This window comes from Bacillus sp. GMs2/2, from assembly GCF_050172095.1.
GTDB classification, from domain to species: Bacteria; Bacillota; Bacilli; order Bacillales; family Bacillaceae_G; genus Bacillus_A; species Bacillus_A cereus.
The window spans coordinates 21,365-34,454 of the sequence record NZ_JBNLYE010000023.1 but is presented as its reverse complement, the minus strand read 5'-3'; the positions used below and the strand labels follow the sequence as shown (position 1 = coordinate 34,454).

Genomic DNA, 13,090 nt, shown 5'->3' with positions numbered 1-13,090 from the left:
TACTATCTTTTAACTATCGAATTACATTACAGAAGACTTACATGTTTGTAAGTTATGTGTAATGTAATTCGATAGTTTCCCTTACTTATATTTCGTACAATAAAGTTAGAAAGTAAGCCAAATAAGAAGAACAATCACATAACCAAATTGCATTGCTAGTAGCTACTCTTCTTATACCTTTCACCCATGCTACTACAATGTACCCCCTTCCCCTTTATATAATAAAAAAGCCTTAGTCTATATGGACTAAGGCTTTTTTGCTAACCCCTAAAATACCCTTACCTAGTATTTTTATTTTCGACAAAAAATAGCTGGGGGTATATTTCACTATCTCATCGTTAAAAGTTTACTCTTCGCATTTATAGGAATATTTGCAACCTCAATCTCTTCAATCGATTCACCGTAACGTCCTTTCGCAAAAACCTTTAATGCTTCATCTCTCTTTAACATATGCTTAACCGTTTTCTTTATTTTCTGCTCTCTACCACGTTCATCGAATGCAATAAATTCATATTCATACCACTCATCACCAATATGCTGACCAATTGTATTCACAACCGTATAGTATTCTTTCGTCTTATAAAATGGATTATATTTATCGATAACCGGTCCAAGTTTCGTAGGCAGTAACATTACTACTATCACTATCATCGCTATTATAGTAGTGATCATTTTTTTCTTCATAATAAACATTCCTCCTCTGCAGGATATATATACATCCATTTTAAAAAGGGGGAATAAAATCTACTATTGAATCTCATTACATTACACTTACATTTTTGTAAGAATTAAAAAAGGTGAACGAATTTACTCGTTCACCTTTTAGCTTGCTTTAAAGCCACCGCCAAGTACATCACGTACATCATGTATAACAACGAAAGCATCTTCATCTACCCGGCTAATAACTTGTTTTAACTTAACAAGCTCTTGTTTATTAATAACAACATATAAAACTTCTTTATTTTTACCAGTATATCCGCCGCGCCCTTCTAATACAGTAACACCGCGTGTCATATTTTTCGTAATAGCTTCACGAATTAAATCTGGTTGATTCGAAATAATCGTAACAGCCGTTTTTGTGTCCATTCCTTCTACAATGAAATCAATCACCTTCGCTCCAATGAACACAGCTACAAGTGTATACATTGCCTTTTCTTGCCCTATTATAAATACAGAACCAGCAATTACAACAATATCAATAATTAGTACGCCTTTACCTACACTCCAACCTAAATATTGATTTGCTAACCGAGCTAAGATTGCTGATCCTCCCGATGTACCTCCGGCTTTGAACATACAGCCTAATCCAATACCCACAAATAAACCAGCAAATAAAGCCGCTAATAATGTATCACTATTTACATGATACTCAATATGTTCTGTAACGTATAAAAACAAAGATGTTTCTACAATCCCTAAAATTGTATAAATCATTGTTTTCTTATCAAAAAATTTATAACCAATAGCTAGTAAAATTGCATTTATAGCAAAGTTCACAATTCCTGGTGACCAATCAAATAAGTAGTACGTAACAACCGTTAAACCAATAATTCCACCTTCCGATAAACGGTTTGGAATTGCAAAGTAATTAATACCAATTGCGAATAATAATGAACCAATTGTAATTAGTGTTATTTCCTTTATACGTTGATTAACCATAGTTCATACCCTCCCCCCATTTGACATTGTATCACTATCTCCTAGAGGTTTAGAAGTGGTTTTTATTCCGCATTTTCCCTCTTAAAAATTGAAATATTATGTTTAAACAGAGGGTTGATTAATTATTCATATTTGCCCTAACTGCACGGACAAATTGCTCCACATTCCCTTTCTGAATATACTTAGCGCGAATGCTTTCATGACTACAAGTAAATTCAAAATACGGATGAAAATCTATGTTATCTATATGCAAATATGAATACTCTTTAAATATTGAAGAATAGTACGGGAATTTCCCGTAAAAAAGGAGACGTCTAGTAGTGGCAACAAAAACCCCATGTTGATACGATAATATAAAATTATCCTTCTTAAATATCCCTACCACAAAAGCCAGAATCTTTTCATCATCATCTACATACTTTTTCATACTCGATAAAAGTTCATTCATGCATATTCCTCCAAATTCTATTCATTGCATTAACACTTGAAAAGAATCCATGGATTATTACAAACCGGTTTAACTCCTTTATAAAGTATGAAACGCGTTTCCTGTCAAAGATATTTCAAAAAAATAATCCGTTATGCGATTATACACATAACGGATTAAAATTAAACCGTAGAGCGTTCCACAAGTTCGTATGGAATTTCCAGCTTTTCTTGTTTAGAACTCTCGTCATTCACTTTTCTATGCAACATTTCAAAAGCAGTTTTCCCTATCTCCTTTAAATTTTGATCAATAGTTGTCAATTGTAACACTTGCGAGATAGGTTGATTATCAAAGCCAATAATCGCTAAATCCTCAGGAACTTGAATCCCTAATTTTTCAACCTCTGTCATAACCCCAATCGCAACTTCATCACCTGCTACTATTAATGCTTCAGGAAGATCCTGCATCTCTTTTAACTTATGAGCCACTTTTACACCATCTTCTAGTGTAAAACATTCTGTAAAAATCCATTCTTCATTAACCTCTTCGTCTATAGATTGTAATTGCTGTTTATAAACATCAAAACGCTTTTGACTACTCGGCCCTAATTTTCTTCCCGTACAATAACCAATTTTTTTATAACCTTTCTCAATCAAATAATCCATTCCTAATTGAAAGGCCGCTGAATGATTCGTATATACACTTGAGATGTTTGAAATATCATTGTCTTCACAAGCAATTATTGCGCCGTAAGAAGCATACGGTTCTATCGTTTCCCAATCATTTGCACGTGAACAAATAATAAGACCATCCAATTGTTTTGTTTTTAACATATGTAAACTTTTCATTTCTTCTTTTTTATTATAATTCGTTTGGCAAAGTAGCACCCTGTAATTATGCGCTAACGCAGTCTCCATCATTCCGCTCACCATCGCATCAAAACACGGATGATTAATATAAGGTAAAATCACACCAACAATATTCGTTTTTCCTTTTGATAAATGAACAGCATTTGCGTTTTGCGAGTAATTCAATTTCTCAACTATCTCTATAACCGCTTTCCTTTTTTCTTCACTTACATATGGGTGATCATTCAACACTCTCGAAACAGTCGTAACTGAAACTCCCGCCATCTTTGCAATATCTTTAATATTAGCCATACACTCACCTCTACCTTTAAGTTAATGAATCTCATGAACATATGTCAAATCTTCTTATCATTACACCTTCATTCGTTTCTCTTACAAAAGTGTAATTTTTCTGTAAGCTAATTCGATAGTGAATTTCCGCAACATTTCATACAATTAAGTCAGAGACAAGGTAACAACTATTCGAAAAGGAGCGGATTAATATGATGAACAAAATGAAAACGAACAATTTCTTACATACAATGGGCATGATATTTTCCGCTCTTATCGACGCAAAAGCTATTGCTTCTACATTAAACAAGTAAGGAGAATATATTATGAATAACATCACTTTTAACAAATTAGATTTTTTAGGACTAGCTAGTGGCTCGCTTCTTCTTACTGCTTTTATTTACGCCGCTACGCTTGTATAACTTTGTGTCCCCTTTCCCCTTTATTATAAATAGTAATAGAAAAGACGACCGTCTATGCCCGGTCGTCTTTTCTTATTTTTGATTTGATTGCAAAGCTTCTTTTAACTCCTCAAACTTCTCATTTAATTGATCTGTCATCATTTTCATAACGGTTTTTCGATCTATTTGTTCTCCACCCTCAATTTGAATTGGATCTCCAAAAATCAATTGTGCCTTTTTCCCCTTTATTAATTCTTTTACACTTGATGGACCAACATAAGCTGCTGGTACTAACGGAACATTAGAACGCATCGCAATTGTCACAGCACCCGCTTTTAATGAAACATCTTCCGCTGATCTTGTTCCACTCGGAAAAATCCCTACTACCTTTCCTTCTTTTAATAAACGTGATGGAATTTTAAGTGTACTTGGTCCTGGATTCGCACGATCTACAGGGAATGCATTTACATTTTTAAAGAACCAATTTTTGAATTTCCCTTCAAATAATTCTTTTTTTGCCATGTAATGAATTTGAGTTGGGTACATCCCTGTAGCTAACATTAATACATCCATAAAACTTGTATGTGTACACGCAACAACATACGGACCACCTTCTGGTAGCTTTTCTCTTCCTTGCACTTCTACTTTCCCAGCTGTTTTAAATATATATTTCAACAAAAATGTAATTGGTTTATACATTTATTTCGTTCCTTTCTAAACATCCGAAGTATAATCATATTCTTACAACAATTATAACACTAAGTTTTAGGAGTTGGTAATAAAAATAAGTATGAATTGTTAAATTTCAATTCTTACAAAAGTGTAATTTTCTTGTAAGCTAATTCGATAGTTACTTCTTACTATATTTCATACAATTAAGTCAGAAACAGGGCAACAATTATTCGAAAAGGAGTCGATTAATATGATAAACAAAATGAAAACGAACAATTTCTTAAATACAATAGGTATGGTATTATCGGCTCTTTTCGATGCAAAAGCTGTTGCTTCTACATTAAACAAGTAAGGAGAATGTATTATGAATAACATCACTTTTAACAAATTAGACTTTTTCGGATTAGCTAGCGGCTCTCTTCTTCTTACTGCTTTTATTTACGCTGCTACGCTTGTATAACTTTGTGTCCCCTTTCCCCTTTATATAGAAAAAGACGACCGTCTATGCAAGGTCGTCTTTTTATTTTTTTCTTTCTTTCAACTCTTTTAAAAGCTGTATCAGCTCAGCTTGTTGTTTTATCTTTTTACGACCATTTCGATTAATTGCTGCAAGCTCACAGGCAACTCCGACGGCGAAGAAAAACAATAAACTTTCTAACATGTGAAATCCTCCATTTGCCTATTAAACAGCTTGACGTAATTGTTCTTCTTGTAAAACTCTATTATTTATATTTTCTTCTTTTCTCTGGCAAACGTTATTGCGAATAAGTGCTGCAATAACAAGTACAGTCCCTATAATATCAAACATTGTGATCTGATACCCTTGCATCATCATAATAACTAAAGTCGTAATTGGTACAAAATTAATAAATAAAATCCCATTAATGGATGATAAAATTTTCACACCGTAGTTCCAAGCAAGTAGCGCTACAATACCTGGCAATGTCATCATAAATAACAAATCATATTTTACAATAGAAATCGTTCCCATACTAGGAACTGAAACATATCCAAGCCACGTAATAATTACCGTTATAATTCCTGTAACAGTCGTACCGAATACACACGTCAACGTAGAATAACGTAATGTTGACCAATCACTACACGTTTGACCACCCATCGTATAAATAACCCAACCTATAACACCAATAAATATAAATGCTAATGGGAACATATTATCTTTCAATGTTACAAAGAAACTCATGTCACCTTTTGTAATAACAAACACAGCTCCTACAAAAGCAATAACCATACTCGTTATCGTATACTTCTTCGGTTTTATATGCTTATATCCCCATAAAATACAAATAGAAATCATCGGCATAAGTGCTTCCATAATGGAAGCTACCATTACACCCGACTTACCCATCAACATTTGCCCTAAAAATATGAGGACATTATATACTGTAAATGCCATCGTTCCAAAAAAGACGAGTAACTTTCCTCTTCCCTCTAAACGAAATGCCTGTTTTCCTTCTTTCATTAACAACAATACAATCAGCATTATCGCCACTGCTCCATAGCGAATAAGCGAAAAATAAAATGGATCTATGTATTCTAGCGCATGATCAGCAACTGGAAACATCGCTCCCCATGACATACTCGCAATTAAACACGCTACAGCCCCTATTATCATTTGACCTCTTCTCACCGCAATCCCCCGTTTCTTTCTATTTGCACAAAGAGAATTGTAAAAGAAAAAATATATCACGTAAAATGATTCAAAATGATGTTAACTATCATTTATAATGATAGTTAACATCAAGGGGGATTACAAAATGGAATTACGAGACTTACAAATCTTTAAAAGCGTTGCCGATCAGGGTAGTGTAAGTAGCGCAGCAAAGGAATTAAATTATGTACAATCAAATGTAACTGCACGTATTAAACAACTAGAAAACGAATTAAAAACCCCACTCTTTTACCGCCATAAACGAGGAATGACTTTAACAGCTGAAGGAAGAAAAATGCTCGTTTATGTTAGTAAAATTTTGCAAGATGTCGACGAACTAAAACAAGTATTTTTAGATAGCGAAACACCCTCCGGTATATTGAAAATCGGTACAGTCGAAACAGTAAGTACACTGCCTACCATTTTATCTTCTTACTATAAAAGCTATCCAAATGTCGATTTATCATTACAAGCGGGTCTAACAGAAGAATTAATTAAAGAAGTACTTGATCATCAATTGGATGGCGCCTTTATATCAGGTCCTATTAAACATCCACTAATCGAACAATACGATGTTAGTACAGAGAAATTAATGCTTATAACACAAAATAAAGCCTTTCATATAGAAGAATTTACAACAACGCCTCTACTCGTTTTTAACCAAGGATGTGGATACCGCTCCAAACTAGAACGTTGGCTTAAAGATGAAGGTTTGCTACCAAAAAGAATTATGGAATTCAATATATTAGAGACAATATTAAACAGCGTTGCACTCGGCCTCGGAATTACACTCGTACCACAGTCTGCTGTCCATCATCTTTCTAAAGCAGGTAAGGTACATTGTCATGCAATCCCTGAAAAATACGGCAGTATTTCAACGGTTTTCATACGCCGTAAAGATAGCTATATGACGAATTCAATGCGTAGTTTTTTAAAAACAATTGAAGAACATCATCATATCAATATGCTGTGAAAGACATTCTTACATGAATGTCTTTTTTTCTTACAAAAGTGTAAGTCTTTCGTAAGCTAATTCGATAGTTGCAAGTGGACATATTTCCTATAATTAAGACATAAGCAGGGCAACAACAATTCGAAAAGGAGCGGATACGCATGATGAACAATATGAAATCAAATAAATTTTTAAATACAATGGGCATGGTGCTATCCGCACTTGTCGATGCAAAAGCTGTTGCAACTACATTAAACAAATAAGGAGAGATTATAATGAACAACATTACTTTCAACAAATCAGACTTCATCGGACTTGCAAGTGGAGCTACTCTTCTTACGGCTTTCATTTACACACTTGCTCAAGGTCTTGTTTAACACTTTGTTTCCCCAAACCCCTTTATATAGAAAAAGCTGCTCGTCTTATAGACAAGCAGCTTTTTAGTTTGTTTCATATATAATTTGACCTGTTTTCGTAATATCATATCCGCCAATCGCATTTAATTCATTATGAAATTCTTCCGATTGCAGAATGTCTTTCACGACTTCAATCAGCTCTTCATTTTCTTTATTCTTCAAAATTACTAAATCATACTGTTCTTTCATGATTGGAATAAAGTCCACATTTACAATTTGCGAAAACTTTTCTGAACCTACTCCTACATCAGCTTTTCCATTTGCAACTTGCGTGGCAACACCAAGATGATTCGATTCTTCCCATTCATATCCACTAATATCAGCTTTATTTAATTTTTGGATTCGTAATTGTTCATCCACTAACACTCTAATACCAGAACCCTTTTCTCGATTTACAAACTTTATAGTGGATCCGGATATGTCGGCCCATGTCTTTATTTTCTTCGGATTTCCTTTTTGGACATAAAACCCTACATTTCTGGACAATAAATTAATCATAATACATGGCTGTCCTACTAAAATGCGTTTTACATAAGGAACATTATATGTACCCGTTTCACCATCAAACAAATGCAAACTAACGATACTTCCTTCTCCTTGATACATTTTCACTAAACTTGTTAAGCTACCTTGATAGGCCCTTAAAACATTAGAACTTAGCAAACGATTTTCTATACGTTTAGCTAACATATCTAACGTTAGTTCTTGACCACTAATAATACACGTGTTCAAGATACTACTACCATCGTTTTTTACAGGATTAACTTGTACCTTTCCTGTTTTCATTTGCTTTATATATTGATCTAAATCTGCTGCATCAATGCGCATCTGTCTACCAACTCTATAAGAAGGAAGTTCTCCTTTTTTAATTAAGTCGTATACAGTTAATTTTGATACTTTTAATCGCTTTGCTACTTCTTCCGTTGTGTAGGAATGATGATCCATAGACGATTCCTCACTTTCTCCTTTCATTGTAACAAAGAAAAGAATATTTCTCCTATTTTTTAAAAATAGATATATGTTCAAATTACATTCAATTATAACTAGTTATATTTAGATATAATTAGTTATAATTAGATGTATCAAAACGAAAGGGGATTTTTTTATGAATAAATTTACATTACGTTCCATCGGGGCACTTATACTTTCTTTCCTTCTTATATTTAGTGCTGCTTGTACAAGTGGGGAAAAGCATACAAAGTCAGCTGCTAAAGAGGAGAAAACAGTTGAACTGACTATCTCAGCTGCTGCAAGCTTACAAGATGCATTAAAAGAAATCGAAAAACAATATAAAGAAAAAGAGCCAAATATCAAACTTTCTTTTAACTTCGGTGCTTCTGGAGCACTTCAACAACAAATTGAACAAGGTGCACCTGCTGATTTATTCTTCTCTGCAGCAGAAGATAAATTCCAAACCCTTGTAAAAAAAGGATTCATTAGTGAAAAAGAAGGGAAAAATCTTCTTGGAAATGAACTAGTTCTAGTCATCCCTAAAGATAGTTCACTTACAAAATTTCAAGATTTAAAAGATGAGAAAATCAAAAAAATTGCACTTGGTACACCTGAATCTGTACCTGCTGGCAAATATGCAAAGGCTTCTCTAACACACGAAAACCTTTGGAATGATGTTCAAAATAAAGTCGTATTTACAAAAGATGTTCGCCAAGTGTTAACATATGTAGAAACAGGGAATGTTGATGCTGGCATCGTATACAAAACAGATGCTCTCATTTCGGATAAAGTAAAGATTGGTGAGACAGCAGCAGCTACTTCTCATGAGCCAATCCACTATCCTTTAGGTGTTATAAAGGAATCTAAACATAAGAAAGAGGCGACTTCATTTTATGAGTATTTGCAGTCAAAAGATGCACAATCTATCTTTAAGAAATATGGATTTACAGTTCTGTCGTAATCACTATGAGCATTGATGCTATTTTATCGCCTGTCTTTCTATCTTTAAGAGTAGCTGCGTGCGCCACTATTCTCGTTACAATTTTAGGGACAATTGTCGGGCGAGCACTAGCTCGCTCCTCATGGCGATATAAAGTACTATTAGAAACCATATTTTTATTACCAATGGTACTTCCACCAACTGTTATCGGCTTCTTACTCATTATCATCTTTGGAAACAACAGCCCGATCGGAAAGTGGGTTGAATCATTATTTCAGCAGTCTATTATGTTCACATCTACTGCTGCGATTATCGCTTCTACAGTTGTTGCATTTCCGCTTATGTACCAATCAGCGAAAACGGGATTTTCTATCGCAAATGTACAAATTGAAGAAAGTGCTCGTGACCTTGGCGCAAGTGAATATCAAGTTTTTCTGCACGTTACACTTCCACTCGCATTTCCTGCCTTACTAAGCGGGATGATTTTGAGCTTTGTCCGCGCGCTCGGTGAGTTTGGTGCTACACTCATGTTTGCCGGGAACATTCCTGGTAAAACACAGACAATCCCAACTGCAATTTACATGGCTATTGATGCAAGTAATATGCAACTCGCCTGGACACTTGTAGTTATTACTATCGGTATGTCACTCGTATTTCTACTATGTATTCAACTTATTAATAAAAGAATTACTAACTCTTAAAGCAGCTTTTGTCGAAGCTGCTTCTTTATTTCTTAGGAAATAAAATATACCAATGGGAAATAACTGAATTTTACCTCTTATTTAAATATACATTTTATTTGAATTCACTTTCTAAAATAGGCAATTTCCTGTTATTATATGGAGGTGTTTCAAAAAATGAAGAAATGAAAACGCATTTATATTGTGAATTCTTCATCCTGTTTTAGCGATCGGTAATCTTCTACTCTATTAGTGGGGCATTACCGATCGTTAGAACGATATGTAACTATATTGGTATAGCAAACCGAAGGGAGTCTTGTAATGGACATTTTATTAGCGCTTCTTCCTGCAATTGCATGGGGAAACATCTTATTAGTAAGCGTAAAAATGGGCGGTGGTGCATATAGCCAAACGGTAGGTATGACAATCGGTGCTCTATTCTTCGCAACAATTATGTATGTATTTACTCAACCAGCTTTAACAATGACAATCTTAATTGTTGGTTTTATTTCAGGTTTATTCTGGGCTTTAGGACAAGTAAACCAATTAAAAACAGTTGAAAAACTAGGTGTTTCAACTACTGTAACGATTTCTACTGGTATGCAACTTGTTGCAACTTCTATCTTTGGGGTTATCGCTTTCCGTGAGTGGACTACTACTACAACGATCATTCTGGGAACTATTGCAATCCTATTAATTGTAGTTGGTGTTGTATTCACATCATTAGATGATAAAGAAAATGCTCAGCCACCTGGACAATTGAAAAAAGGACTTCTTACTTTAATTGTTTCTACTTTCGGCTATCTTGTATATGTAATTATTATTCGTTGGTATAATATTGATGGTTGGTCTGCTATTTTACCACAAGCAGTTGGTATGTTTGTTGGTGCGGTTGTACTGACGTCTAAACATAAACCGTTTAACAAATATGCAATCCGTAATGCTTTGTCTGGTTTACTATGGGGAACTGGAAACTTATTCTTACTTCTTTCATTACCACGTGTTGGAGTAGCAACAAGCTTCCCATTATCTCAAACTGGAATCGTTATCTCAACATTCGGTGCGATTGTATTCTTAGGTGAAAAGAAAACAAAACGTCAATTGATCTTTATTGCACTAGGTAGTGTTTTAATTATCGGCGGCGCTGTATTACTTGGTATGACAAAAGCATAATCTTATATTCTATTAGTAAACCCCTGAAGCATATATGCTTCAGGGGTTTTTCAATTCTAATTATTTTCTAGATATAATTATTTGTATGTTCTTGCCCCTTATAATTGCTCTTCCACTCTAGCAAACCAGCTACACATATAAAGAGATTAATAACAGTTAATATTAGCATGAATTTCCGCCTTCTCATTATCCATTCCATCTACGGTAAGTCTTTTCTTTTTACAACATTCTCTTAAAGATGATATCGTTTTTATAACATATCTCTACTAGAAAGGAATAAAGAATATGCTAACTAAACATCGAATTTTATTTATTGGTGCCGGTCGTATGGCAGAAGCTATATTTTCCGGATTACTTAAAACAAGCAAAGAGTACATCGAAGAAATTATCGTCTCTAATCGAAGCAACGTAGAAAAGCTAAAACAGTTACAACATCGATATAATGTGTCTACTGCAACAGATTGGAAACAGCATGTTACATCTGTTGATACGGTTGTTTTAGCAATGCCACCTTCTGCTCATGAAGAGTTATTAGCTGAGCTATCTCCGTTAATATCAAATCAACTAGTCGTAACAGTCGCAGCTGGCATTGGACCATCTTATTTAGAAGCTAGACTCCCAAAGGGCACGCCTGTTGCTTGGATTATGCCTAATACAGCTGCTGAAATTGGAAAATCTATCTCCTTATATACAATGGGACAATCAGTAAATGAGATGCATCAAGAAACCCTGCAACTGCTTTTAAAAGGTATTGGTACTTCGCAACTTTGTACTGAGGAAGAAGTTCATCAGCTTACTGCAGTTACTGGAAGTGCACCAGCCTTCCTTTATTACTTTGCTGAAAGCTTAATTGAAACAACAAAAAGTTATGGAGTCGATGAAGAAACCGCAAAACATCTTGTCATTCAAATGATTTCTGGCTCTGCTTCTATGCTCGAACAAACGCAAAATCCAGCTAACCTCCGCGAACAAGTAACAACGCCAGGTGGTTCCACAGCTGAGGGTCTCAAAACTTTATACGAATATAATTTTTCAGAGGCAATTCAAAAAGCAGTAGAAGCAACAAACAAAAAAGCTAGGGGGAAATAATATGATTTTAACAAGTTTAAAAGACTATACAACATTACATAACGGTGTAAAAATGCCTTGGTTTGGTTTAGGTGTTTTTAAAGTAGAAGATGGTTCAGAAGTAATTGATTCTGTAAAAGCAGCAATTAAAAATGGCTACCGCAGCATCGATACTGCAGCAATCTATCAAAATGAAGAAGGCGTTGGACAAGCGATTCGTGAATCCGGTGTTTCACGCGAAGAATTATTTATTACCTCAAAAGTATGGAATAGCGATCAAGGATATGAAACAACACTTCAAGCATTTGAAACTACATTAGAGAAATTAGGTCTAGAATATTTAGATTTATATTTAGTACATTGGCCTGTAAAAGGGAAATATACCGAATCATGGAAAGCATTAGAAAAACTTTATAAAGATGGCCGTGTTCGCGCTATCGGTGTGAGTAATTTCCACATTCACCACTTACAAGACGTATTTGAAATTGCTGAAATTAAGCCAATGGTCAACCAAGTGGAATACCACCCACGTTTAGCACAAGAAGAGTTACATGCATTCTGTAAAGAACATAATATTCAGCTTGAAGCTTGGTCACCATTAATGCAAGGACAACTACTAGATAATCCAACATTACAAGAAATTGCGACAAAATATAATAAATCAACTGCGCAAATTATTTTACGCTGGGATTTACAAAACGAAGTTGTAACAATTCCCAAATCAATTAAAGAACATCGCATTATTGAAAATGCAAACATCTTCGACTTTGAATTAAGTGCTGATGATATGAAAGCAATTCAAGCTTTAAATGAAGATCGTCGCGTTGGTCCAGATCCAGATAACTTTAACTTCTAGTAGAAAAACCACTGCCCTATGCAGTGGTTTTTTCGTTTAATAAAACTGAAAATTTAAACTATATTTCATTTAGTTGACACTTCA

At 34.5% G+C, this 13,090-nt stretch carries 17 protein-coding genes; 9 read left to right on the top strand and 8 right to left on the bottom strand.

Annotation, left to right across the window (positions count from 1 at the left end; all coding sequences use genetic code 11):
• Window positions 1-327: 327 nt before the first annotated feature.
• From ACQGS6_RS06215 to ACQGS6_RS06200, 4 genes are all read right to left on the bottom strand, one after another.
• A complete protein-coding gene (locus ACQGS6_RS06215) occupies window positions 328-684 on the bottom strand; it encodes a YxeA family protein (RefSeq protein ID WP_000728422.1) in 357 nt (118 codons plus the stop codon).
• Window positions 685-822: 138 nt separating this feature from the next.
• Window positions 823-1,659, bottom strand: coding sequence for a YitT family protein (locus ACQGS6_RS06210; protein WP_000248040.1), 837 nt, complete (start codon window positions 1,657-1,659; stop codon window positions 823-825).
• A gap of 118 nt (window positions 1,660-1,777) precedes the next feature.
• On the bottom strand, window positions 1,778-2,107 hold the full coding sequence (locus ACQGS6_RS06205) for a PH domain-containing protein (RefSeq protein ID WP_001004248.1): 330 nt from the start codon (window positions 2,105-2,107) through the stop codon (window positions 1,778-1,780).
• A gap of 161 nt (window positions 2,108-2,268) precedes the next feature.
• Window positions 2,269-3,246: a LacI family DNA-binding transcriptional regulator gene (locus ACQGS6_RS06200; RefSeq protein WP_001273904.1), complete on the bottom strand. Its 978-nt coding sequence runs from the start codon at window positions 3,244-3,246 to the stop codon at window positions 2,269-2,271.
• A gap of 305 nt (window positions 3,247-3,551) precedes the next feature.
• Between ACQGS6_RS06200 and ACQGS6_RS06195 the strand changes: the two genes are divergently transcribed.
• Complete coding sequence (locus tag ACQGS6_RS06195) at window positions 3,552-3,647, top strand: DUF3948 family protein (RefSeq protein ID WP_001060007.1); 96 nt, start codon at window positions 3,552-3,554, stop codon at window positions 3,645-3,647.
• 72 nt (window positions 3,648-3,719) lie between these two features.
• Here the strand turns inward: ACQGS6_RS06195 and ACQGS6_RS06190 are convergent, their stop codons facing one another.
• Window positions 3,720-4,325 (bottom strand): lysophospholipid acyltransferase family protein, encoded by a 606-nt coding sequence (locus ACQGS6_RS06190; protein WP_000277780.1) that lies wholly within the window; start codon window positions 4,323-4,325, stop codon window positions 3,720-3,722.
• A 337-nt stretch (window positions 4,326-4,662) separates the two neighbouring features.
• Between ACQGS6_RS06190 and ACQGS6_RS06185 the strand changes: the two genes are divergently transcribed.
• The gene (locus ACQGS6_RS06185; RefSeq protein WP_001059995.1) at window positions 4,663-4,758 is read left to right on the top strand and encodes a DUF3948 family protein; all 96 of its coding nucleotides are present in this window, start codon (window positions 4,663-4,665) and stop codon (window positions 4,756-4,758) included.
• Between the two features lie 60 nt (window positions 4,759-4,818).
• Here ACQGS6_RS06185 and ACQGS6_RS06180 read toward each other — a convergent pair whose 3' ends face one another.
• Both ACQGS6_RS06180 and ACQGS6_RS06175 read right to left on the bottom strand, forming a co-directional pair.
• Window positions 4,819-4,959, bottom strand: a complete 141-nt coding sequence (locus ACQGS6_RS06180; protein WP_000894063.1) for a YrzO family protein — start codon at window positions 4,957-4,959, stop codon at window positions 4,819-4,821.
• Between the two features lie 21 nt (window positions 4,960-4,980).
• Entirely contained in the window at window positions 4,981-5,949 is a 969-nt protein-coding gene (locus ACQGS6_RS06175; RefSeq protein ID WP_142238201.1) for a DMT family transporter, read from the bottom strand.
• Window positions 5,950-6,076: 127 nt separating this feature from the next.
• Between ACQGS6_RS06175 and ACQGS6_RS06170 the strand changes: the two genes are divergently transcribed.
• On the top strand, window positions 6,077-6,943 hold the full coding sequence (locus ACQGS6_RS06170; RefSeq protein ID WP_000423030.1) for a LysR family transcriptional regulator: 867 nt from the start codon (window positions 6,077-6,079) through the stop codon (window positions 6,941-6,943).
• 254 nt (window positions 6,944-7,197) lie between these two features.
• Window positions 7,198-7,299 carry a DUF3948 family protein gene (locus ACQGS6_RS06165; protein ID WP_001060018.1) on the top strand — a complete coding sequence of 34 codons (102 nt, stop codon included), beginning with the start codon at window positions 7,198-7,200 and terminating at the stop codon, window positions 7,297-7,299.
• 63 nt (window positions 7,300-7,362) lie between these two features.
• Here the strand turns inward: ACQGS6_RS06165 and ACQGS6_RS06160 are convergent, their stop codons facing one another.
• A complete protein-coding gene (locus ACQGS6_RS06160) occupies window positions 7,363-8,283 on the bottom strand; it encodes a substrate-binding domain-containing protein (protein WP_009327646.1) in 921 nt (306 codons plus the stop codon).
• A gap of 160 nt (window positions 8,284-8,443) precedes the next feature.
• On the opposite strand from ACQGS6_RS06160, the gene modA reads away from it, so the two are divergent.
• The 5 genes from modA to ACQGS6_RS06135 all read left to right on the top strand — a co-directional run bounded on the left by modA (window position 8,444) and on the right by ACQGS6_RS06135 (window position 13,006).
• Entirely contained in the window at window positions 8,444-9,250 is an 807-nt protein-coding gene (modA, locus tag ACQGS6_RS06155) for a molybdate ABC transporter substrate-binding protein (protein ID WP_001032232.1), read from the top strand.
• Between the two features lie 5 nt (window positions 9,251-9,255).
• Window positions 9,256-9,930 carry a molybdate ABC transporter permease subunit gene (modB, locus tag ACQGS6_RS06150; RefSeq protein ID WP_426964963.1) on the top strand — a complete coding sequence of 225 codons (675 nt, stop codon included), beginning with the start codon at window positions 9,256-9,258 and terminating at the stop codon, window positions 9,928-9,930.
• Window positions 9,931-10,230: 300 nt separating this feature from the next.
• Complete coding sequence (locus ACQGS6_RS06145) at window positions 10,231-11,082, top strand: GRP family sugar transporter (RefSeq protein ID WP_000353544.1); 852 nt, start codon at window positions 10,231-10,233, stop codon at window positions 11,080-11,082.
• A 285-nt stretch (window positions 11,083-11,367) separates the two neighbouring features.
• Window positions 11,368-12,171, top strand: coding sequence for a pyrroline-5-carboxylate reductase (proC, locus tag ACQGS6_RS06140; RefSeq protein ID WP_000956278.1), 804 nt, complete (start codon window positions 11,368-11,370; stop codon window positions 12,169-12,171).
• A gap of 1 nt (window position 12,172) precedes the next feature.
• Window positions 12,173-13,006: an aldo/keto reductase gene (locus tag ACQGS6_RS06135; protein ID WP_000604196.1), complete on the top strand. Its 834-nt coding sequence runs from the start codon at window positions 12,173-12,175 to the stop codon at window positions 13,004-13,006.
• Window positions 13,007-13,090: the final 84 nt, after the last annotated feature.